Source organism: Actinoplanes sp. NBRC 103695 (assembly GCF_030269485.1).
Lineage (GTDB): Bacteria > Actinomycetota > Actinomycetes > Mycobacteriales > Micromonosporaceae > Actinoplanes.
The window spans coordinates 168,251-188,874 of sequence record NZ_BSTL01000002.1; the positions used below are offsets into that span (position 1 = coordinate 168,251).

The 20,624-nt window shown below is 71.0% G+C and carries 23 protein-coding genes; 13 read left to right on the top strand and 10 right to left on the bottom strand.

Translation table 11 applies throughout. The features are described from left to right. Positions 1-45: 45 nt before the first annotated feature. Entirely contained in the window at positions 46-846 is an 801-nt protein-coding gene (locus QSK31_RS03170) for a DUF308 domain-containing protein (RefSeq protein ID WP_285680738.1), read from the bottom strand. Between the two features lie 125 nt (positions 847-971). On the opposite strand from QSK31_RS03170, the gene QSK31_RS03175 reads away from it, so the two are divergent. Further along, on the top strand, positions 972-1,763 hold the full coding sequence (locus QSK31_RS03175; protein ID WP_285680739.1) for a lysophospholipid acyltransferase family protein: 792 nt from the start codon (positions 972-974) through the stop codon (positions 1,761-1,763). Here the strand turns inward: QSK31_RS03175 and QSK31_RS03180 are convergent. Continuing rightward, positions 1,711-2,406: a Crp/Fnr family transcriptional regulator gene (locus tag QSK31_RS03180; RefSeq protein WP_285680740.1), complete on the bottom strand. Its 696-nt coding sequence runs from the start codon at positions 2,404-2,406 to the stop codon at positions 1,711-1,713. The genes QSK31_RS03175 and QSK31_RS03180 overlap by 53 nt on opposite strands. 255 nt (positions 2,407-2,661) lie before the next feature. Here QSK31_RS03180 and QSK31_RS03185 point away from each other — a divergent pair, with 255 nt between their 5' ends. From QSK31_RS03185 to proC, 4 genes are all read left to right on the top strand, one after another. Continuing rightward, the gene (locus QSK31_RS03185; RefSeq protein WP_285680742.1) at positions 2,662-3,546 is read left to right on the top strand and encodes a phosphotransferase enzyme family protein; all 885 of its coding nucleotides are present in this window, start codon (positions 2,662-2,664) and stop codon (positions 3,544-3,546) included. 23 nt (positions 3,547-3,569) lie between these two features. Beyond that, on the top strand, positions 3,570-4,067 hold the full coding sequence (locus QSK31_RS03190) for a polyadenylate-specific 3'-exoribonuclease AS (protein ID WP_285680745.1): 498 nt from the start codon (positions 3,570-3,572) through the stop codon (positions 4,065-4,067). A 124-nt stretch (positions 4,068-4,191) separates the two neighbouring features. Beyond that, positions 4,192-5,220: a 6-phosphofructokinase gene (locus QSK31_RS03195; RefSeq protein WP_285680747.1), complete on the top strand. Its 1,029-nt coding sequence runs from the start codon at positions 4,192-4,194 to the stop codon at positions 5,218-5,220. Then, positions 5,198-6,052, top strand: a complete 855-nt coding sequence (gene proC, locus QSK31_RS03200) for a pyrroline-5-carboxylate reductase (protein WP_285681374.1) — start codon at positions 5,198-5,200, stop codon at positions 6,050-6,052. The genes QSK31_RS03195 and proC overlap by 23 nt, the downstream gene beginning before the upstream one ends. Positions 6,053-6,086: 34 nt before the next feature. Here proC and QSK31_RS03205 read toward each other — a convergent pair whose 3' ends face one another. The 3 genes from QSK31_RS03205 to QSK31_RS03215 are packed head-to-tail and all read right to left on the bottom strand — an operon-like array spanning position 6,087 to position 8,091. Further along, the gene (locus tag QSK31_RS03205) at positions 6,087-6,740 is read right to left on the bottom strand and encodes a response regulator (protein ID WP_285680749.1); all 654 of its coding nucleotides are present in this window, start codon (positions 6,738-6,740) and stop codon (positions 6,087-6,089) included. Positions 6,741-6,790: 50 nt separating this feature from the next. Then, positions 6,791-7,333, bottom strand: coding sequence for a sensor histidine kinase (locus QSK31_RS03210; protein ID WP_285680751.1), 543 nt, complete (start codon positions 7,331-7,333; stop codon positions 6,791-6,793). 8 nt (positions 7,334-7,341) lie between these two features. After that, positions 7,342-8,091 carry a histidine kinase gene (locus QSK31_RS03215; protein ID WP_285680753.1) on the bottom strand — a complete coding sequence of 250 codons (750 nt, stop codon included), beginning with the start codon at positions 8,089-8,091 and terminating at the stop codon, positions 7,342-7,344. 113 nt (positions 8,092-8,204) lie between these two features. Here QSK31_RS03215 and QSK31_RS03220 point away from each other — a divergent pair, with 113 nt between their 5' ends. Next, complete coding sequence (locus QSK31_RS03220) at positions 8,205-8,822, top strand: hypothetical protein (RefSeq protein ID WP_285680755.1); 618 nt, start codon at positions 8,205-8,207, stop codon at positions 8,820-8,822. A gap of 228 nt (positions 8,823-9,050) precedes the next feature. Here QSK31_RS03220 and QSK31_RS03225 read toward each other — a convergent pair whose 3' ends face one another. Beyond that, positions 9,051-9,728, bottom strand: coding sequence for a DUF429 domain-containing protein (locus tag QSK31_RS03225; protein WP_285680757.1), 678 nt, complete (start codon positions 9,726-9,728; stop codon positions 9,051-9,053). A gap of 230 nt (positions 9,729-9,958) precedes the next feature. Here QSK31_RS03225 and QSK31_RS03230 point away from each other — a divergent pair, with 230 nt between their 5' ends. From QSK31_RS03230 to QSK31_RS03240, 3 genes are all read left to right on the top strand, one after another. Then, a complete protein-coding gene (locus QSK31_RS03230) occupies positions 9,959-11,392 on the top strand; it encodes a glycosyl hydrolase family 18 protein (RefSeq protein ID WP_285680759.1) in 1,434 nt (477 codons plus the stop codon). Between the two features lie 85 nt (positions 11,393-11,477). Beyond that, the gene (locus tag QSK31_RS03235) at positions 11,478-12,884 is read left to right on the top strand and encodes a class II 3-deoxy-7-phosphoheptulonate synthase (protein ID WP_285680761.1); all 1,407 of its coding nucleotides are present in this window, start codon (positions 11,478-11,480) and stop codon (positions 12,882-12,884) included. Further along, the gene (locus QSK31_RS03240) at positions 12,877-13,875 is read left to right on the top strand and encodes a threonine aldolase family protein (protein WP_285680762.1); all 999 of its coding nucleotides are present in this window, start codon (positions 12,877-12,879) and stop codon (positions 13,873-13,875) included. Before QSK31_RS03235 ends, QSK31_RS03240 begins: the two co-directional genes overlap by 8 nt. Here the strand turns inward: QSK31_RS03240 and QSK31_RS03245 are convergent. From QSK31_RS03245 to QSK31_RS03255, 3 genes are all read right to left on the bottom strand, one after another. After that, positions 13,853-14,716 carry a deoxyribonuclease IV gene (locus QSK31_RS03245; RefSeq protein ID WP_285680764.1) on the bottom strand — a complete coding sequence of 288 codons (864 nt, stop codon included), beginning with the start codon at positions 14,714-14,716 and terminating at the stop codon, positions 13,853-13,855. The two genes, QSK31_RS03240 and QSK31_RS03245, sit on opposite strands and share 23 nt — an antisense overlap. After that, entirely contained in the window at positions 14,707-16,680 is a 1,974-nt protein-coding gene (gene pknB / locus QSK31_RS03250) for a Stk1 family PASTA domain-containing Ser/Thr kinase (RefSeq protein WP_285680766.1), read from the bottom strand. Before pknB ends, QSK31_RS03245 begins: the two co-directional genes overlap by 10 nt. 129 nt (positions 16,681-16,809) lie before the next feature. Then, positions 16,810-17,568 carry a hypothetical protein gene (locus tag QSK31_RS03255; RefSeq protein WP_285680769.1) on the bottom strand — a complete coding sequence of 253 codons (759 nt, stop codon included), beginning with the start codon at positions 17,566-17,568 and terminating at the stop codon, positions 16,810-16,812. Positions 17,569-17,644: 76 nt separating this feature from the next. Between QSK31_RS03255 and QSK31_RS03260 the strand changes: the two genes are divergently transcribed. Genes QSK31_RS03260 through QSK31_RS03270 form a run of 3 tightly spaced genes read left to right on the top strand, consistent with a single transcriptional unit; the run spans position 17,645 to position 18,595 of the window. Then, positions 17,645-17,983, top strand: coding sequence for an Rv2175c family DNA-binding protein (locus tag QSK31_RS03260; protein WP_285680771.1), 339 nt, complete (start codon positions 17,645-17,647; stop codon positions 17,981-17,983). Positions 17,984-17,990: 7 nt separating this feature from the next. Beyond that, positions 17,991-18,302 carry a lycopene cyclase domain-containing protein gene (locus QSK31_RS03265; protein ID WP_285680773.1) on the top strand — a complete coding sequence of 104 codons (312 nt, stop codon included), beginning with the start codon at positions 17,991-17,993 and terminating at the stop codon, positions 18,300-18,302. Further along, a complete protein-coding gene (locus tag QSK31_RS03270; protein WP_285680774.1) occupies positions 18,299-18,595 on the top strand; it encodes a lycopene cyclase domain-containing protein in 297 nt (98 codons plus the stop codon). The genes QSK31_RS03265 and QSK31_RS03270 overlap by 4 nt, the downstream gene beginning before the upstream one ends. Here QSK31_RS03270 and QSK31_RS03275 read toward each other — a convergent pair. Next, entirely contained in the window at positions 18,576-19,631 is a 1,056-nt protein-coding gene (locus QSK31_RS03275; RefSeq protein WP_285681377.1) for a polyprenyl synthetase family protein, read from the bottom strand. The two genes, QSK31_RS03270 and QSK31_RS03275, sit on opposite strands and share 20 nt — an antisense overlap. Positions 19,632-19,684: 53 nt before the next feature. On the opposite strand from QSK31_RS03275, the gene metF reads away from it, so the two are divergent. Continuing rightward, on the top strand, positions 19,685-20,605 hold the full coding sequence (gene metF, locus QSK31_RS03280) for a methylenetetrahydrofolate reductase [NAD(P)H] (protein WP_285680776.1): 921 nt from the start codon (positions 19,685-19,687) through the stop codon (positions 20,603-20,605). Positions 20,606-20,624: the final 19 nt, after the last annotated feature.

Consider the following 20,624-nt stretch of genomic DNA (forward strand, 5'->3'; position numbering starts at 1 on the left):
ACAGGTTACGCCACAACTACTCACCGCCGTATCGGCGGCGATAAATCACACAACGGCGCCGTCGTCGTACTCATCGTCGTCATCCCCGGACCGCAACCGCCAGACCAGGGTGACCGCCCCCGCGACGATCGCGGTGAATCCGATCAGAGTGACCAGGTCGGCGTCGACCGGGATCAGCGTCGGACGCAGGAAGAGCAGGAAGCCCACGACGATGGCCAGCACGCCGGCGACCGCGTATTTGCTGATCCGGGGGAGCGGCGGCGGGGGCGGCGGGATGTAGCGGTCCTCGTCGTCGTCCGGGACGTCCTCGCCGAAGGTGTCCAGACCGTCCAGCAACGACGGTTCCTGCACCGGCTGCGGATCGGTACGCCTGCGGTTCAGCGTGATCCCCGAGATGTCCGTGGCGGACGGCATCGGGGGTGACGGGCGTGGCTTGTCGGCGCTCTCGGAATCCGGCCAGGCCGGTTTCTCCTCGGGCATCGTGTGGAAACCAGCGATGATCTTGGCCCACTCGGCGTCCACGTCGCTCTGGCTGGCCTCCGTCGACGCCTGGGACTGCGGCGCCGTCGGGCTGACGCCGCCGGTCAGCTTGTGGAGCTGCGCTCGGGCGGCCTCGAGCTGGGTGCGGTCGACGAAGAGCCGATCGGTGGGCCGGCTGGGGAAGGTGGTGGTGCGCAGCAGCGGGTTGAGATCGGCCGAGGGCTGCAGGTACGCCGCGATGCCGTCCGCGGCCAGCACGTCGAGCAGGTGCTCGCCCACCCGTGGATCCACATCACCGGCCACCGCGTAGTCGGCCGCGTCGAGCCCGTTGTCCCGCCGCCCGCGACGGGCGCCACCCGTTGACACCCTGGCACTCTCCCTCGCCCGTCCTGTCGGCAATGGTGACACGACTGGGCCCTTTTACGGGAGTGCGTCATGGTGACGCGCTCCCGGTACGCTCTTGTGACCCCAAACACTCCGGAAGGTCATCGGTGTTTTACTGGCTGCTCAAGTACGTCCTGCTCGGGCCGTTGTTGCTGCTGCTCTTCCGGCCGAGGGTCGACGGGCTCGCGAACGTGCCCGGATCTGGTCCGGTGATCCTGGCCTGCAACCACCTTTCCTTCTCCGACTCGATCTTCACACCGCTGATCGTCCGGCGGAGGGTGACGTTCGTCGCGAAAGCGGAGTACTTCACCGGTAAGGGGATCAAGGGTTGGCTCATGCGGCATTTCTTCACCGGCACCGGGACCATCCCGGTGGACCGCTCGGGCGGCAAGGCGGCCCAGGCGGCTCTGGACACCCTGCTGCGGGTGCTCCGGCAGGGTGACGTCGCCGGCATCTACCCCGAGGGCACCCGGTCGCCGGACGGCCGGCTCTACCGCGGCAAGACCGGCGTCGCCCGCCTCGCCCTGGAGAGCGGCGCGCTGGTGGTGCCGGTCGCGCACCTGAACTCCGACGAGATCCAGCCCACCGGCAAACTGATTCCCAAGATCAAGCCGGTACGGATGAGGTTCGGCGCCCCGCTCGACTTCTCCCGGTACGCCGACCGCCGCGGCGACCGCTTCGTCGAGCGGGCGGTCACCGACGAGATCATGTACGAGATCATGACGCTGAGCGGCCGCCCGTACGTCGACGTCTACGCCTCCACGCTCAAGACGACCGTGGAGGCGCCCGCCCCACAGGGCTCCGGAGCGGCGTCTCCCTCCGCGCGCGACGCCGCTCAGCCGGCCACTAACGCGGCGCCTCCATCCCCGCGCGACGCCGCAGGGCCGAAACGTCCGTGACCACGATCCGCCGGCCCTCGGTGCGCAGCCAGCCGCGGTTGGCGAAGGAGCCGATCGCCTGATTGACGCTCTGCCGTGAACCGCCCGCCATCTCGGCGAGCTGGCTCTGGTTGAGCTCGATGGTGATCATCGGGGCCTGGCTCTCACCGGCCAGCCGGACCAGCGTCTTGGCCACCCGGCCGGGCAGGTCGAGGAAGACGTGATCGGTGTTCTGCTCGGTCAGCCGCCTGATCAGCGCGCCGACCGAGCGCATCACCGCGTCCAGGATGCGCGGATTGGAGTGCACCAGGTCGATGAAAGCGGCCCGGGACAGGGCCAGCGCCTGGGTGTCCTCGATCGCCTCGGCCGAGGCCGACCGGGTGGACGCGTCCAGGAGCGAGACCTCGCCCAGGACATCGGGCGGGCGGGCCACGGTGAGCACCGCGCGCTCACCGGAGGGCGCGGTGCGGAAGACCGCGACCGACCCCCGTTTGAGGATGATCAGCGACTCTCCGGGGTCGTGCTCGACGAAGAGGATCTGCCCCTTGCGGTAGGTGCGCGGAACCGCTGCACCCAACACGCGGGCGCGCACCTCCGGCTCGAGGCCGGCGAACATGTCCACGCTGGCCAGCGGATCACCGGGATCCGGCAGGCGATGGTCCACGACTCCATCCTTCCCGGTCAGGGCCTTGATCGCGCTGACCGGGACGGCGTACCCGTCTCAGCGACGATCACTCATAGCATGAAGAGCGTCCCGGTCGCCACGTGATACGTCGGTTGCAAGATTCGCGTCGCCCCGTCACACCCCCTCACCGATCATGCTCCAGCAATCGCTTTCTGTATAGATGACAATCGCGAAGCGTGATTGTCGCCCACCGTGTCCGTCGGATGAACTCCGCGTACTGGGAAAATCGCCGCCGTGCCGGACCACGACGACCTCCTTCGATCCCTCCTGCGTGATCACTGGCATCTCGCTCCGAGCCGGATCGACGCGCTGGCGTGGGGACAGATGTCGTGCGCCTGGGAGGTGGTCGCCGGCGACGACCGGTACGTGTGCCGGCTGGTCGACTCGTACGCCGCCCGCCCGGTCGAAGCAGGACTCGCCGCGGCGGAACATCTGCGCGAGTGGGGCATCGCGGTCGGTGCCCCCGTGCGTACCCTCGCGGGCGCTCTCACCGCGACCACCCCGGCGGGCACCCTCTCGGTCTCGCACCGCGTGCCGGGCCGATCTCTCGCCGGCGCCGACCCGGTCGACCAGCAGTGGTGGGGCGACCGGCTGGGCGCCATGCATCGCGTGCTCCAGCACTTCCACCATCCGGGCCTGCGCGCCTGGCAGCTCATCGACCTGGACGCGCCGCACCTGTGCGTGGAGCCCTGGCTGCGCCCGGCGGTCGCCGACGCGGTCACCGGCACCACCCGGCTGACCGTCACCGACCGGCTCACCTACGGCGTGCTGCACGGCGACCCCGCCCCAGCCGGCTTCGTCGTCGACCCGGACACCGGGCGTGCCGGGCTCTTCGACTGCGGAGCCAGCGGCACCGGCCCGCTCGCCTACGACGTGGCCGCGGCCGTCGTGTACGCCGGTGGCCCGGTCGCCGCGACCGAGTTCCTGGACGGCTACCTCGCCGCCGGGCCGGTGCACCGTGACGAGGTGGAGGCCGCCCTGCCGGTGCTGATCCGGTTCCGCTGGGCGGTACAGGCGGACTGGTCGGCGCGGCAGCTGACCGGTGGCGGCGGCTGCCCGGAGGTGGCCCGCACGGCGCTGACCGCGGCACGGGAGGCCCTGGAGTCAGACGCCTTCTAGCCATGGGTCAGGATGGACACCTCATGGTGTATCGCTATTTCTACGACTGCGAGTTCATCGAGGACGGCCGCGTGGTCGACCTCGTCTCGATCGGCGTGGTCGACGAGTTCGGCCGTGAGTTCTACGCGGTCTCCACCCAGTTCGACGACACCCGCGCCGTGCCGTGGGTGCGCCGCAACGTGCTCGACAAGCTGCCCAGCCCCGCCGACCCGGCCTGGCGCTCCCGCGAGCGGATCCGCGACGACCTGTACGCGTTCCTGCTCGAACCGGTCACCGGGCGCGACGAGCAGATCGAGCTCTGGGCCTGGTACGCCGCGTACGACCACGTGGTGCTCGCCCAGCTGTGGGGCGCGATGCCGGCGTTGCCGCGGGAGATCCCGCGTTTCACGAAGGATCTGCGCCAGCTCTGGGACGATCGGGGGCGGCCGCCGTTACCCACCGCGACCGGCCGGCATGACGCCCTGGTGGACGCAAAACACAATCTTGCCCGCTGGCAGAAGATGAACGACGGGTCGTTTTGATCCGAGGTCGCGCCGCCCACTACAGTGCGCATGCGGCCCCGGGCCTCCGGAACGGCAACGTTGCCGAAACTTCTCCGAGGCGTGCCGGGCGTCTCGCGTTCCATCATTGGAAGGACGAGTCATCATGCGTATCGGCGTGCTCACCGGCGGCGGCGACTGCCCCGGTCTGAACGCGGTGATCCGGGCGGTGGTGCGCAAGGGCGTCGCCGTCTACGGACACGAGTTCGTCGGCTTCCGGGACGGCTGGAAGGGCCCCCTCGAGGGTCTGACGAAGCCGCTCGGCATCGCCGAGGTCCGCGGCATCCTGCCGCGCGGCGGCACCATCCTCGGCTCCTCGCGCACCAACCCCTTCAAGATCGAGGGCGGCGTCGAGCGGATCAAGGCGAACCTGGCCGAGCAGGGCGTCGACGCGCTGGTCGCGATCGGCGGCGAGGACACCCTGGGCGTCGCCACCAAGCTGAACGACCTGGGAGTCAAGGTCGTCGGTGTGCCGAAGACGATCGACAACGACCTGAACGCGACCGACTACACGTTCGGGTTCGACACCGCGGTGAACATCGCGATGGAGGCGATCGACCGGCTGCACACCACCGCCGAGTCGCATCACCGCACGCTGGTCGTCGAGGTCATGGGCCGGCACGCCGGCTGGATCGCGCTGCACGCCGGCCTGGCCGGTGGCGCCAACGTCATCCTGCTGCCGGAGCGCAACTTCGACGTGGAGCAGGTCGCCACCTACGTGACCAAGCGCTTCCAGGTCGAGTACGCGCCGATCGTCGTGGTCGCCGAGGGCGCGCAGCCGCTCGAGGGCCAGATGCAGCTGGTCAACCAGGAGAAGGACGCGTTCGGCCACGTGCGGCTGGGCGGCATCGGCATGTGGCTGGCCGAGCAGCTCGAGGAGAAGACCGGCAAGGAGGCCCGCACGGTCGTCCTCGGTCACATCCAGCGCGGTGGCACCCCGACCGCGTTCGACCGGGTGCTCGCCACCCGCTTCGGCCTGCAGGCCATCGACGCGGTCAACGAGGGCGACTTCGGCAAGATGATGGCCCTGCGCGGCACCGACATCGTGCGGGTTCCGCTGGCCGACGGCACCGGCGAGCTGAAGACCGTTCCGATCGAGCGGTACGACGAGGCTGAAGTCTTCTTCGGCAGCTGAGTTCTTCGTTGAGAGGTTCTTCGACATGACGATCGCGGTGATCGGCACCGGCAAGATCGGCGAGCTCGTCCTGAGCGGACTGCTTCGGGCCGGGCGGCAGGCGTCCGAGTTGCTGGTCACCGCGCGTCGTGCCGAACGCGGCCAGGAGCTGGCCGAGCGCTACGGCGTCCGGGTGGTGGACAACCTGACCGCGGTGGAAGAGGCCGACATCCTCGCCATCGCGGTGAAGCCGCAGGACGCCGGCGCCCTGCTCGACGAGATCAGGGCGAAGGTGCCGCCCGGCAAGCTGGTCGTCTCGCTCTGCGCCGGGCTGCCGACCAAGTTCTTCGCCGACCGGCTGCCCGAGGGCACGCCGGTGGTCCGGGTCATGACCAACACCCCCGCCCTCGTCGACCAGGCGATGACCGCGATCTCCGCCGGACCGCACGCGGACGCGTCGCACCTGGAGATCGCCGAGGAGATGTTCCGGCCGCTCGGCTCGGTGGTGCGGGTGCCCGAGTCCCAGCAGGACGCGGTGACCGCGCTCTCCGGCTCCGGCCCCGCCTACTTCTACCTGCTGGTCGAGGCCATGGTGGACGCGGGCATCCTGCTCGGGCTGCCGAGGCAGGTGGCGCACGAGCTGATCGTGCAGACCGCGATCGGCTCGGCCATCATGCTGCGCGACTCCGGCGAGCACCCGGTGAAGCTGCGCGAGGCGGTCACCTCGCCCGCGGGAACGACCATCTCGGCGATCCGCGAGCTGGAGAACCACGGCGTCCGCGCTGCGATGCTGGCCGCGCTCGAGGCGGCCCGCGACCGCGCCCGGGAGATCGCCCAGCAGGCGATCGACTAGCACGCCCGTCTTCGGCGCGGCGCCGATCTGTGGGTCAGGCGAGGCCGTTGTCGCGCGCGTAGAGGGCGGCCTGCATGCGGTCGCGGAGGCCGAGGCGGCTCAGGATGTTCGACACGTAGTTCTTGACGGTGCCCACGCTGAGGTGGAGCCGCGCGGCGATCTGCCGGTTGGTGTTCCCCTCGGCGATCAGCCGCAACACGTCGAACTCCCGCTCGGTCAGGTCGGGCCGGTCGCCGGAGTGCGGTGTCGGCCCTGCCCGGTCCAACGCCGCGACCAGATGCCGCACCGCCGTGGGGTGGTGCTGGTGGACACCAGCGTGCGCGAGCCGTATCGCCTGCGCGAGTTCCTTCGACGGAAGATCCTTGAGCAGGTATCCGCTGGTGCCCGCACGGGCGGCGTCCAGCACGTACTCCTCGTCGTTGAAGGTGGTCAGCATGATCACCCGGCAGGACGGCAGGCTCTCGCGCAACTCGGCCGCCGCGACCAAGCCGTTGAGTACCGGCATGCGCACATCCATCAGCACCACATCCGGTGTGGTCGCGACGGCGAGCTCGACCGCCTCACGGCCGTCGCGGGCGGTGCCGATCACCTCGATTCCGGGCTCGAGGCCGATCAGCGAGGCGATCCCCTCGCGGACCATGGCCTGATCGTCCGCGACCAGCACACGAACCGGTGCCGGCTTACTCACCGGTGGCGGCTCGCTCGCCGGTGGCGGCTTACTCACCGGTGCCGGCTCGCTCACCGGTCGCCACCGGAAGAGAGCGAAGAGCTGACGGCGGGGAGCGTTGACCCGCCTGTGGAGAGGGGCTGGCCGCCGACGCTGGCGGTGATGCTTGTCCCGCGGCCGGGTCCGGAGTCGATGTGGAGAGCGCCGCCCACCGCGGCGAGCCGCTCGCGCATGCCGGTGAGGCCGCTGCCGGTCTGCTCAAATCCGGCAAGGCCGCTGCCGGACCGCCCGTTGCCGGCGAGCTCGTGGCTGTCGGCGTCGGCGTCGGCGTCGCCGTTGCCGTTGCCGTCGCCGTTGCCGTTGCCGTTGCCGGGAGCGTCGTCCAGGGTGAAGCCGTGGCCGTTGTCGACCACCTTGAGCTCGATCTCGTCGCCGAAGCGGACGGCGACATGGACCACGTCGGCGCCCGCGTGCCTGCGGGCGTTTGTCAGCGCTTCCTGTGCCACCCGGTACAGCGCTTCGAGGTCTGCCCGGCCGTGCCCGGCCTCGTCGCCGGTGAGCTCGACGAAGACCCGGAAACCCGGATCGTCCCATCCGTCGGCGAGTACCGACACCGCGCGGCTCAGCGAGAAATGCTCGGCGCGCAGGGCGCCGACGGACGTGCGTACCTCAGAAAGGGCCCGGCCCGGCCCGTCGCGGAGCGCGCGTCGCTGACGGCCCGGTCCGCGACGGTCGCGTCGCGCTGCCGGAACGCCTCCGCCTTCTCCAGCTGGACGCTGATCGCGGTGAGGTGATGGCCGAGGCTGTCGTGGATGTCGCGGGCCAGGCGGTTGCGCTCGGCCGTCGCGCTCAGCTCGCCGACCTGGCGTTGTGCGTCGTGGAGCTCGGCGATGAGCCGCTCGGCGCGCAGCCGGCTGCGCCGCTGGCGGTCGGCCACCGCGGCGGTGGCCACGGCCAGCACCATGCCGACGAAGAGCATCAGCAGATCGGAGACGATCTCGGGATCGGTGGCCCAGCCCGGCGTCAACGACGCCCGGATCGTGCCCGCGACCAGATAACCCGCCGCCAGGCCGATGCTCCATCGACGACCCAGCGAGAAGTAGGCGAAGAACGGCACCAGCAGATAGAGCGGCCGGGCGAACCCCGCGTCGTCGAACGCGACCACCACCTCGATGAGGACCACGCGGGCCAGGAGCAGCCCGACGCCGCGGCCTCTGGGCCGGATCTGCTCGAGGGCGAGCAAAGCCAGCAGAGCGGCCGTGAACCACACCGGCGACCAGCCCGGGGAGAGGCCGGCGACGGCGTAGTAGAGCCCGGTGCACAGAACCGCCGCGTAGAGCACCGAGGCCATCCAGCGCAGAGGGAGAGTCATGCGAACCAGAGTAGGAAGCGAGGACCGTTCGCGGACAGTGCCGATGGTCATGTGTCTCGGGATGGACACTCGGCACTGTCGGCCGGCCGGGTGGCCTCGGCACGGTTGCCGGCATGAATCTCTACCGCCTGGCCGGTGCGGCCGGTCTCGTCGGCGGCGCGCTCACCCTGATCGCCGCCGCCCGTCGTGCCGGACTGCTTCCGGAAAATGCCTTCACCCACGCCCTCGCCCCACCCGCGTCCGCCCTGCTGCTGTTCACCCTGACCGCGTTCTACCTGTTCCAACGCCACCGGCTGGGTCGGCTGGGCCTGATCGGCTTCGTCCTCAACCACCTCGGGCTCAGTGGCCTGTTCGCGGTGGAGTTCGTGACGCACGCCGTGCTGCAGTTCCAGGACGCCGCGATCCGCGAGCAGGTGCTCACCGGCTCCGGACGGGCGTACTTCGTGGTCGTCGCCTTCACGTTCCTGGCCGGGGTGGTGATCTTCGGGGTGGCGTCGTGGCGTGCGGGGGTGCTGCCTCGCGGGGCGCTGGGGCTCTATGTGGCCGGGCTGGGCGCCGCGGCCCTGCGCGGCACAGTGCCCGAGGCGGTCTATCTGGGCGGCCTGGTGGTCGGCACGGCGGGCGTGCTGTGGCTGTCGGCGAGCCTGCTGAGACGCGACCCGGCCGAGAGCGCGGGTCTGGACCCATCCGCGCCGGGCCGAGACGTGAGCCGGGCTGTGGGCCGGGGTTGAGCGCTGGGACGCGGCCCGTGCCGGGGGCAGGGCGCGAGCTGGGACGCGGTTGTGCCGGGACGGGGCGCGAGCTGGGACGCGGTTGCGCCGGGACGGGGCGCGAGCTGGGACGCGGTTGCGCCGGGACGGGGCGCGAGCTGGGACGCGGTTGCGCCGGGGGCAGGGCGCGAGCTGGGACGCGGTTGCGCCGGGGCGGAACGCGGGGCCGAAGGCTCCGGAGGGGAACCCTCAGTACCAGATCGCGATCCGGGCGCCGTTGGCCTCTTCGGGCGGCGACGGGTGCGACATGGCTGAGCCGGTGGCCATCCGATGCGCGCTCCAGGCCACGGCGGCCGCGTCCAGGATGTCGTCGGGCGGCGCCTGACCGGCCGGCCCCAGGTTGTCGGGCAGCACGATGCCGTGCCGCGCGAGCAGTTCCCGGCGGCAGGCCTGACCGGTCCAGGTCTTCTTCGCGTACGCGAGGGGCTCGCCGGCCATCTGCCGGAAGGACACCTCGGGATGCGCCTCGAAGAGGAGTTTCGGATGACGTTCCCAGATGGCGTTCGCCTCGAGCAGCTTCGGCCGCATGGCCCAGGACTGACGGCTCAGGCCCGATCCGGTCAGCTCGCGGCAGCGCCGGTTCGCGGTCGCGAAGTCCGGCTCCTGCCACACCGCGCGCGGCGGCACCCGGAAGACACTGCTGCGGCGCGGCCCCAGCTGGTCCGCGGCCAGGGTGTCCGCGGCGCGCCAGCGGTCCGGCAGCATGCCCAGGGGGATGTCCACACCGATCACCGCCGCGCCTGAGCTTCCGGCCACGATCTCGTACAGGGTGGACGCCAGCAGGGCGCGGCCGAAGTGGCCGTCGCGCAGCTCCACACCCACCCAGCCCAGCGCGTATGCGTCGACGCCGATGACGTTGACGGTCATCGCACGCCCTCGGGGGACCGACGGTGGTCGATGCCCACGACGTTGTTGGTCATGACGGCAGACTACGCGCCGTGGTGGTTTGAGTGCACGCCGTACTACTGACTGTCGAAAACTTAAGCCTGTGCTCAATCCCCGCGGACCGCCTTGACTGACGTCGATGAATGTGACTACGGTCTCTTCAACTTTCGCTTTGGAAAGTTTCCTAAAAGTTAAGGTCACGAGGAGTCGCCGTGCAGAAATCCCTACGCCGGGCTCTATGGGCCGGGGCGATCGTGGCGGTCACGGCCGCCGCTCTGCCCGTGGTTCAGGCGTCTGCTGCGGAAGCTTGTGCGCCCGCATGGAGCGCCTCTCAGGTCTACAACGGTGGCAACACCGCGTCCTACGAGGGCAAGAACTTCCAGGCCAAGTGGTGGACCCAGAACGAGAACCCGGCGCAGAAGAGCGGCGAGTGGGACGTCTGGAAGAACCTCGGGGCCTGCGGTGGGACCACCCCGCCCACCGACCCGCCCACCGATCCCCCCACCGACCCGACCGAGCCGCCGCCGACGGGCAACAAGAAGGTCGTCGGCTACTTCGCCGAGTGGGGCGTCTACGGCCGGCAGTACTTCGTGAAGAACCTCGTCACGTCGGGCTCCGCCGCCAAGCTGACCCACATCCTGTACGCGTTCGGCAACACCACGGGCGGGCAGTGCTCGATCGGTGACGCGTACGCCGACTACGACATGGCCTACACCGCGGCGAACAGCGTCGACGGCGTGGCCGACACCTGGGACGCCGGTGCGCTGCGCGGAAGCTTCAACCAGCTCCGCAAGCTCAAGCGGCAGTACCCGAACATCAAGGTGATCTGGTCGTTCGGCGGCTGGACCTGGTCCGGCGGCTTCACCCAGGCCGCGGCCAACCCGACCGGGTTCGCGAACTCCTGCTACAACCTGGTCAAGGACCCCCGGTGGGCCGATGTCTTCGACGGCATCGACGTCGACTGGGAGTACCCGAACGCCTGTGGCCTGAGCTGCGACCGCAGTGGCGATGCCGCATACAACAGCGTGGTCTCCGCGCTGCGTACCAAGTTCGGCTCGAACTTCCTGGTCACCTCGGCGATCTCAGCGGACGGTTCGAACGGCGGCAAGCTGGACGTGGCGGACTACGCGTCGGGTATCAGCAAGCTCGACTTCGTGATGCCGATGACCTACGACTACTACGGCGCGTTCAGCCCGCAGGGCCCGACCGCCCCGCACTCGCCGCTGACCTCGTACACCGGCGTTCCGACGCAGGGCTTCTGGTCGGACGCCGCGATCAAGAAGCTCAAGTCCAAGGGCGTTCCGGCGAGCAAGATGCTGCTCGGCATCGGGTTCTACGGCCGCGGCTGGACCGGCGTCAGCCAGGCAGCACCGGGCGGCTCCGCCTCCGGAGCGGCGCCGGGCACCTACGAGGCGGGCATCGAGGACTACAAGGTCCTCAAGAACAGCTGCCCGGCGACCGGCACCGCCGGTGGCACCGCCTACGCCAAGTGCGGCAGCAACTGGTGGGGCTACGACACCCCGACGACCATCGGGGGAAAGATGTCCTACGTGAAGAACGAGGGCCTCGGTGGCGCGTTCTTCTGGGAGTTCTCCGGTGACACCAGCAACGGCGAACTGATCTCGGCCATCAAGAACAACCTGTAGATCCTTTCCACCTCACCAGGGGGAGCGGGGCACCGGTTCGGTGCCCCGCTCCTTCGTATTCGAGCCCCCTCGTTAGGCTGGCGGCATGCGCCGAGAGTGGCATCAGCTGAGCTATCCCGGGGTCGGTAACCAGGCCCTGCAGACGTCCCGCCCGTCCACCGACTCCGCCGAGGACTCGGCCCTCGGCCTGGACCGCTGGCGTGATCTGCCGCGGGTGCAGATGCCCCCGTGGCCGGACATGGCCGAGGTCGCCGAGGTCTGCAAGGTCCTCGACGTCGTGCCGTCGATCGTGGCGCCCTACGAGGTCGACCAGCTCCGCGAGCGGCTCGGCGAGGTGTGCGAGGGCCGGGCGTTCCTGCTCCAGGGCGGCGACTGCGCCGAGACCTTCGTCGACAACACCGAGAGCCACCTGCTGGCCAACGCCCGCACCCTGCTCCAGATGGCGGTGGTGCTGACCTACGGCGCGTCGATGCCGGTCGTCAAGGTGGCCCGGGTGGCCGGGCAGTACACCAAGCCGCGGTCGGCCGCGCTGGACGCGCTGGGGCTCCCGGCGTACCGCGGCGACATGATCAACTCGCTGGACGCGAACGAGAAGGCGCGGGTGGCCGACCCGCAGCGGATGATCCGGGCGTACGCGAACTCGGCGGCCGCGATGAACATGCTCCGGGCGTACCTCGCGGGTGGTCTTGCCGACCTGGCCGGGCTGCACGACTGGAACAAGGACTTCGTCCGCGCCTCGCCGGCCGGGGAGCGCTACGAGGCGATCGCCCGGGAGATCGACCGCACGCTGGACTTCATCCGGGCCTGCGGGATGACCGACGACGAGGCCTTGCGTACGGTCAGCCTCTACTGCTCGCACGAGGCCCTGGCCCTGGAGTACGACCGGGCGCTGACCCGGGTGTCCGACAGCCGCGCCTACGGGCTCTCCGGCCACTTCCTGTGGATCGGCGAGCGCACCCGCCAGCTCGACGGCGCGCACATCGACTTCATCAGCCGGATCGCCAACCCGATCGGCGTCAAGCTGGGCCCGGGCACCGCCCCGGAGCAGGCCATCGAGCTGTGCGAGAAGCTGAACCCGGACAACATTCCGGGCAAGCTCACGCTGATCAGCCGGATGGGCAACGGCCGGGTCCGCGACGCGCTGCCGCCGATCGTGGAGAAGGTGACCGCGGCCGGCGCCAAGGTGGTCTGGCAGTGCGACCCGATGCACGGCAACACGCACGAGTCGTCGAACGGCTACAAGACCCGGCATTTCGACCGGATCGTCGACGAGGTGCTCGGCTACTTCGAGGTGCACCGCGGCCTGGGCACCCACCCGGGCGGCATCCACGTGGAGCTGACCGGCGAGGACGTCACCGAGTGCCTGGGCGGCGCGCAGGGCATCGAGGACCTCGACCTGCCGGACCGCTACGAGACCGCCTGTGACCCGCGCCTGAACACTCAGCAGAGCCTGGAGCTGGCCTTCCTGGTGGCGGAGATGTTGCGTGGCTGATTTTCGCTCGGACACCGTCACCAGGCCGACCGCCGAGATGCGCGCGGCGATGGCGGCGGCGCCGGTCGGGGACGACGTGTTCGGCGACGACCCCACCGTCAACGCGCTGGAAGCGCAGGTGGCGGCGATGTTCGGGCACGAGGCGGCGCTGTTCTGCCCGTCCGGGACGATGGCCAACCAGATCGCCATGCAGCTGCTGGTGCCGCCCGGTGGCGAGCTGCTGGCCGGGGCGGACGCGCACGTTCTCACGTACGAACTGGGCGCGGCCGCCGTGCTCGGCGGCGTCTCCACCCGCACCTGGGGTTCGGTCGGCGCCGGCCTGGACGCGGACGAGATCGCCGCGATGGTCCGCCCGGACGGCTACCCGTCCAACCCCACGCGGGCGATCGCGGTCGAGCAGACGCACAACCTGGCGGGCGGCACGATCATCCCGCTGGAGACGCTGACCGCCCTGAGAGCGCGAACAGACGTAGCGCTGCACTGCGACGGCGCCCGCATCTGGCACGCCCACGTCGCGACGGACACCCCGCTGGACGCCTACGGCCGGCTCTTCGACACCCTGTCGGTCTGCCTGTCCAAGGGTCTCGGCGCCCCGGTCGGCTCGCTGGTCGTGGGCTCGGCGGAGCGCATCACCCGGGCCCGGGTGCTGCGCAAGCGGATGGGCGGCGGCATGCGCCAGGTCGGCATCCTTGCCGCTGCCGGCCAGTACGCCCTGACGCACCACCTGAAGCGCCTGGCCGACGACCACGGCCGGGCGAAGCGGCTGGCCGAGGGTCTTCCGCACACCCGAGCCACTCAGACAAACATCGTCCTGATCGATTTGTCGGAAACGCGCTGGGACGCGCCCGGCCTGGTCGCGGCCGCGGCCGGGAAGGACGTCCACATCGTCCCCATGCTGCCGAAGATCGCCCGCCTGATCACCCACCTGGATGTGACCGACGACGATGTGGATCTGGCGATCGACGTCCTCAGCGAGCTGCTAGCGACCTGAGCAGCGCGATGTCGGCCGCGTGGCCCACGTGCTTCTCGGACGGCGTCTCCACGATCACCGGCAGCCCGGCCACCGCCGGATGGGCCAGGAGTTCGGCGAACGCGGCCGCGCCGATCCGCCCCTGGCCGATGGTCTCGTGCCGGTCCCGGGTGGAACCGCACTCGTCCTTCGAGTCGTTGGCGTGGATCAGCTGCAGGCGCCCCGGGCCGGCCGACGCGACCAGCGCGTCCAGCGTCTCGGTCATCCCGCCCGGCGTGGCCAGGTCGTGCCCGGCCGCCCAGGCGTGGCAGGTGTCGAAGCAGACGCCCAGCCACGGGTGCCGCTCGGCCGCGTCCAGGTAGGGTGCCAGGTCCTGCACCTTGGAGGCCAGGCTGCGCCCGCCGCCGGCGCTCGGCTCGACCAGCAGTTTCGGCAGCCCGGCCGCGGCGGCCCGGTCGAGCAGCGGCAGCAGCGCCTCGTGCAGCTGGTGCATCGCCTTCGCGTCGTGTGCCGGGTCCACCGAGCTGCCCGCGTGGTAGACCACGCCGGTCGCCCCGATCGCGGCCCCCCGGCGCAGCGCGTGCTCCAGGACGTCCACCGAGCGCTCCAGCGTCAGCGCGGTCGGCGAACCCAGGTTGACCAGCAGCGACGCGTGAATGTACGCCGGGATGCCCCGCTCGCCGACGCCGTCGCGGAACAGCGTGTCCTGCTTCGGGTCACCGGGCGGCAGGGCCCAGCCGCGCGAGTTGGACACGTACACCTGGATGGCCTCGGACCCGGCGGCGTCGGCGTACGGCAGGGCCGCCTTGGCCAACCCGCCGGAGGTCGACGTGTGCGAGCCGATCGGTGAGGTCAGAAGCACTGGAGCGCTGCCTCGGATCCGGGCGCGACCTGCGAGTTCTCCGGCGGCTGCTGGTTGCGCACCGTCCCGCCGGCCGGGTTGAAGTCGGTCACCCGCACGGTGAGCCCGAGCGCCTCCAGCGCCTGCTTGCCCTGTGCGCACGGCTGGTCGACCACCCGCGGGATGACCACGAACGGCGGCCCCTGGCTGACGTCGAGCTTGATCTCGGCGTCCTTCTCCACCCCGGCGCCCGCCTTCGGCGTCTGGCCGATGATGGTGTCCTTGGGAGCGTCGTTCTCCTTGTAGGACTCCACCGCGTTCAGGCCGCGTTCCTTGAGGAGCGCGCGGGCGTCGTTGACGTTCTTGCCGTTGAGGTCCGGCACGGTGATCGGGGCGCGGCCCTTGCTGACCACCACGGTGACCGTGTCGCCGGGCTTCAGCTGGGTGTTCACCTTGGGGTCGGTGGAGATCACCACGCCCGCGGGCAACGCGTCGCTGTACTGCGCCTTGCCCTCCTTGAGCTTGAGTTTCACCTGGTCGAGCTCGCCCTTGGCGGCGGCCAGCTCCAGACCGGCGATGTCCGGCACCGGGTAGCGTTCCGCACCCAGCGACAGGGTCAGCGTGATGATGCCGCCCTTGACGATCTTGTCGTCGGCCGGCGGGTTCTGGCCGAGCACCACGTCCTTGGCGACGGTCTCGTCGAACCTGCCGTCGTCGTAGAGCAGCTCGTAGCCCTCCTGCTGGGCGCGCTGCTCGGCCTGCGCCTTGGTCATGTTCACGAAGCTCGGCGCCTCCGTGTACCGCCCGAGCGTCACCCACCAGGTGCTGCCGACCACGACCAGGACCATCACGGCGATCGCCGCGGTGATCGCGATGCGCCGCTTGTCTCCGCCGGCGAAGAACCCGCGGAGCCCGCCGGCCCGGTCGGCCCGGGTGGCGTACGGCTGGCCGTGGTGCGCGGTGCGGGCCTGCTCGGGGAGCCGCGACCAGGACGGGCGGCCGTCACCGGGCTGCGGGTACGCCGAGCCGACGGTCGGGATCGTGGCCGTCCGGTCGGCGGCGTGCCGGGCCGGGACCTGGCGCAGCAGCGCGGTCTCCACGTTGGCCGCGCCGAGATCGTCGCGGACCACCTGCACCTCGGCGAGCAGCGCGCCGGCGTCGGTGGGCCGGGCGCCGGGGTCGCGGCGGGTGGCCCGGGCGACCAGGTCATCGATCGCCGTGGGCAAGCCGCGGACCAGGTCGGACGGCTTGGGCACGTCGTTGTCCACGTGCTGCCAGGCCACCTCGACCGGCTCGTCGCCGTCGAACGGAACCCGGCCGGTGACCATCTCGTAGAGCACGATGCCGGCCGAGTAGACGTCGGTGCGCGCGTCGGCTTGGCCGCTGGTGACCAGCTCGGGCGCCACGTAGGCCACGGTCGCCATCAGCTGGCCGGAGTCGTCGGCGCTGCTCGCCTCGACCGCGCGGGCCAGGCCGAAGTCGGCCACCTTGACCACGCTGTCAACCAGGTTGGCGATGCCGCCGCTGGGCGCCTCGGCGACCAGCACGTTCTCCGGTTTGACGTCGCGGTGCACCAGGCCGGCCCGGTGCGCGGCGGCGATCGCGGCGAGCATCTGCTCCAGGATGGCCAGCGCCTCCACCGGGTTCAGCCGGCGGCGCTGGGTGAGCAGGTCGCGCAGGGTGCGGCCCTGCACGTACTCCATGACCAGGTAGGGCAGGCCCAGGTGGCGGCCCTGGTCGTAGACGGCCACGACGTTGGGGTGGGTCAGCCGCGCGATGGTCTTGGCCTCGTCGGTGAAGCGGTCCACGAAGCGGACGTTGGTCGCCTGCGACGGGTGAATGATCTTCAGGGCGACCGTACGCTCGAGGCGCTCGTCGACGGCGGTGTAGACCGTAGCCATGCCACCACGAGCCACGCGACCGGTGATCCGGTAGCGGCCGTCAATCGTCGTGCCGATCAACGAGTCGGCGACAGTCGTGTCCATCGGCGTGAAGTGTAAGTGTCTTTCTGTGTGTGGCGGTTCAGGATGCCACAGCTGAGACCTAACGGGTAGGCAACAGTGTCCTGACCTGGGGGTCCGGCGAGTGTGACGTACGCCGGACCCCGGTCGCGCTCAGTGCCGGCGGCGGTGCCCGCGGCGGCCGTCCGGCGACGGGTCGTTGCCCGGCGCGGAGGAGGCGCTGTCGGTCGGCTCGGGCGCGGCGGACGAATCGGTCGGCTCCGGCGGCGCGGGCTCACTGTCGGTGGGTGTCGGCGTGGTGCTGGACGCCGTGCTCGGCGCCGAGGTGGGCGTCGGCACCGGCGGCGAGTCGCAGTCGCAGGCGTCGGTCGGCTGCGGGCCGGGACGCGCCGGCGCCGTCCGGGTCACCGTGGGCAGGCGCGGCGCGGGCTGGGTGGTTGTTGTCACGGGTACGCCCGCAGCAGTGGCCGCCGGGGGCACGGCGACCACGGGCGCCGCCGCGGGTTCCCCGGCGCCCTTGCCCAGCCCCGCGTTGGAGGAGACCTGGTCGGCGGTCGTGTCGCCGATCGCCAGCGGGTACGGCCCAGCCGTCGCCGGCCGGTCGCTCAGCAGCGCGTTGAGCCCGTTCACCACCGCGAAGTAGCTGCCGGCGGCACCCGCCACGGCCAGCGTCCCGAACGCGGCCACGGCCACGGCCCGGCGTGGCGAGCGGCGGTACCCGCCCAGGTCACCGTGGTCGCCGAGGCCCTCGGCGGCGCCGCCGAACGTGCTCATTCCGGTAGACGTCACATCGCGGCCGTCGGGGGAGCGGCCGGCGCCGTCCGATGGCTCGCCGTCGCGCCGGCCGAGGTCGTAGCTCAGCGACCGCCAGGCGCCGGCCGTCTCGGTGCGGGTCTTCCGCCACAGGGTCATGGGTTCGGTGCTCGCAATCTGCTTATCGGGTTGTGGCAGGCTGGACGCCGTGAGTGAAGCAGCGACCACGTCGTCCATGCCCACGGCTGGTCCGGCCGAATGGCTCCCTTTGCCGGGCGTTGCCGACAAATTGGACTTGTCCATCAGCAAGGTGCACCAGATGGTGCGCGACGGCCAGCTCCTGGTCGTCAAACGCGACGGCATCCGGGTCGTGCCCGCGGAACTGGTGGCCAACGACACCGTGCTCAAGCACCTGCCCGGTGTCCTGACCTTGCTCCGCGATGCCCGGTACAACGACGAACAAGCGCTGGAGTGGCTCTACGAGCCCGATGATGATCTCGACGGCAACGCCGCCCGGGGCCTCGGCGGTGACCGCGCGCGCGAGGTCAAGCGGCGCGCGCAGGCACTTCTCTGAGCCGCTGATGAGGCACTTCGCGTACCTGTTCGTCCTCGCGGGGTGCCTCGGTGGGGCGCTGTGGCTCGAGCCCGTGCTGCGCGTCGGCGTGCTGCGCCAGTGGCGGCGGCTCCTGCTGACCCTGCTGCCCGTGATGATCGTCTTCGTCCTCTGGGACCTGGCCGCGATCGCGGCCGGGCACTGGACGTTCGACCCGGCGCAGACCACCGGCGTGCTCTTCCCGGGCGGGCTGCCGCTGGACGAGGTGCTGTTCTTCGCCGTGGTGCCGATCTGCGCCATCCTCGGCTTCGAGGCGGTCCGCAAGGTGCTGAAACGGTGACCTACACCGTCGCGGCCGGGCTCGGGGTGCTCGGGGCGGTGCTGGTCGACCTCTTCGTGCTGCGCACCCGCCTGGTGACCAAGGTCGTGTTCTGGGCCACGTACCCGATCATCATCGTCTTCCAGCTGCTCTCGAACGGCATCCTGACCGGACGCGGGATCGTGCTGTACAACCCCGGGGCGATCATCGGCGTGCGGCTCGCGTACGCACCGATCGAAGATCTTTTCTTTGGTTTCGCCCTGGTGCTCTTCTCGCTGTCGATCTGGGTGCGGCTCAGACCTTCCGGCGGGTAGCGGCCTCGGCCAGCTCCCGCAACACCCCGCGCGCCTCGTCCTGGACGTCCGCCGCGGCCAGCGCGGCCAGCGACTCGGTCGTCAGCGTCACGATCCGCCCCTCGGTGCGGGCCAGCGCGCCGGTGTCCCGGATGATCGCGCGCAGCCGCTCCACCCCGGCGTCGTCCAGGTCCGGGTCGCCCAGGCCCGCGTCCAGTGCCGCCCGATCGGCCGCCGACGCCGCCTCGAACGCCGCCGCCACCAGGTAGGTCCGCTTGCCCTCGCGCAGGTCGTCGCCCGCGGGCTTGCCGGTCACCTCCGGATCGCCGTACACCCCGAGCACGTCGTCGCGCATCTGAAAAGCCTCACCCAACGGCATTCCGTACGCCGAGTAGGACGCGCTCAGCGCGGCCGGCGCATCCGCCAGCGCCGCACCCAGCAGCAACGGCCGCTCGACCGTGTACTTCGCGGCCTTGAACCGGGCGACCAGCCCGGCCCGCTCCAGCGACGTGTCGCCGGTGGCCTGGGTGTGCACGTCCAGGTACTGGCCGACGCTGACCTCGGTGCGCATGGCGTCGAAGGTGGGCCGCGCCCGGGCCAGGTCGGCCAGGTCCACGCCCGAACCGTGCAGCATCTCGTCCGACCACACCAGCGCCAGGTCGCCGAGCACCACCGCGGCCGCGTCGCCGAACTCGGACGCGCCACCCCGCCAGCCCGCCGCGGTGTGCCGGGCGGCGAAGCGCCGATGCACGGCCGGCTCGCCCCGCCGGGTGTCCGAGCGGTCCATCAGATCGTCGTGGATCAGGGCGCTGGCCTGCACCAGCTCCAGTGCGGCGACCGCGGCCACCACCGGGTCGCTGTCCAGGCCGCCCGCACCCCGGAAACCCCAGTACGCGAACGCCGGCCGCAGCCGCTTGCCCCCGCCGAGCACGAACGCCTCCAGTGCGTCCGCCACGTCGGCCAGCGCCGGGTCGATCGCGGTCATCCGGGACCGCTGGTCGGCGAGAAACGTGGTCAGCGCCTTGTCCACACGGTCGCGCAGGCCCGCGTACTCCAGGGGGGAGATGGTCACCGCGTCAACCTAGCCGCTGCACCCGGTAGAGTCCTACCGTGTCTCTCGGTCTGCCATCCAAGCTCCCGGCCTCGCCCAGCATCGGCGAGTTGATCAATGGCGCGGCGCCGACCTTCTCGTTCGAGTTCTTCCCGCCCAAGACCCCGGCCGGCGAGCAGCTGCTGTGGCAGGCGATCCGCGAGCTCGAGTCGCTGCGCCCGTCGTTCGTGTCGATCACGTACGGCGCGGGCGGCACCACCCGGGACACCACGGTCGCCGTCACCGAGCGGGTGGCCACCGAGACCACCCTGCTGCCGATGGCTCACCTGACCGCGGTCAACCACTCGGTCGCCGAGCTGCGCAACGTGATCGGCCGCCTGGCCGGCGCGGGCATCCGCAACGTCCTCGCGGTCCGCGGCGACCCGCCCGGCGACCCGATGGGCGAGTGGGTCAAGCATCCGTCCGGCATCTCGTACGCCGCCGATCTCGTGCGCCTGCTGCGTGAGGTGGGCGACTTCAGCGTCGGTGTCGCGGCCTTCCCCTACAAGCACCCGCGGTCCGCCGACGTCGAGTCGGACACCCGCTGGTTCATCGACAAGTGCCGCGCCGGCGCGGACTTCGCGATCACCCAGATGTTCTTCGACGCGGACGAATACCTCCGCCTCCGCGACCGGGTGGCCGCCGCGGGCTGCGACACCCCGATCGTGCCCGGCGTGATGCCGGTGACCCGGATGGCCACCATCGCCCGGTCGTCTCAGCTCTCCGGCGCGCCCTTCCCGGCGCACCTGCTGTCGCGGTTCGAGCGGATCGCCGACGACGAGGCGGCGGTCCGCGAGCTCGGCATCGACCTGTGCGGCGAGATGTGCGCCCGGCTGCTCGACGAGGGCGTGCCCGGCATCCACTTCATCACGCTCAACCGCTCCACCGCGACGCGCGAGGTCTGGCAGCAGCTGGCCACGACGCCCGCCGTCGTGGCCTGACCCTCCCGTGACCGGGGGC

Coding starts and splice junctions, on each gene's coding strand:
- QSK31_RS03190 (WP_285680745.1), top strand. CDS start 3,570: ATGGTGTATCGCTATTTCTACGACTGCGAGTTCATCGAGGACGGCCGC.
- QSK31_RS03195 (WP_285680747.1), top strand. CDS start 4,192: ATGCGTATCGGCGTGCTCACCGGCGGCGGCGACTGCCCCGGTCTGAAC.
- QSK31_RS03215 (WP_285680753.1), bottom strand. CDS start 8,091: ATGACTCTCCCTCTGCGCTGGATGGCCTCGGTGCTCTACGCGGCGGTT.
- QSK31_RS03220 (WP_285680755.1), top strand. CDS start 8,205: ATGAATCTCTACCGCCTGGCCGGTGCGGCCGGTCTCGTCGGCGGCGCG.
- QSK31_RS03225 (WP_285680757.1), bottom strand. CDS start 9,728: ATGACCGTCAACGTCATCGGCGTCGACGCATACGCGCTGGGCTGGGTG.
- QSK31_RS03235 (WP_285680761.1), top strand. CDS start 11,478: ATGCGCCGAGAGTGGCATCAGCTGAGCTATCCCGGGGTCGGTAACCAG.
- pknB (WP_285680766.1), bottom strand. CDS start 16,680: ATGGACACGACTGTCGCCGACTCGTTGATCGGCACGACGATTGACGGC.
- QSK31_RS03255 (WP_285680769.1), bottom strand. CDS start 17,568: ATGACCCTGTGGCGGAAGACCCGCACCGAGACGGCCGGCGCCTGGCGG.
- QSK31_RS03260 (WP_285680771.1), top strand. CDS start 17,645: ATGCCCACGGCTGGTCCGGCCGAATGGCTCCCTTTGCCGGGCGTTGCC.
- QSK31_RS03265 (WP_285680773.1), top strand. CDS start 17,991: ATGAGGCACTTCGCGTACCTGTTCGTCCTCGCGGGGTGCCTCGGTGGG.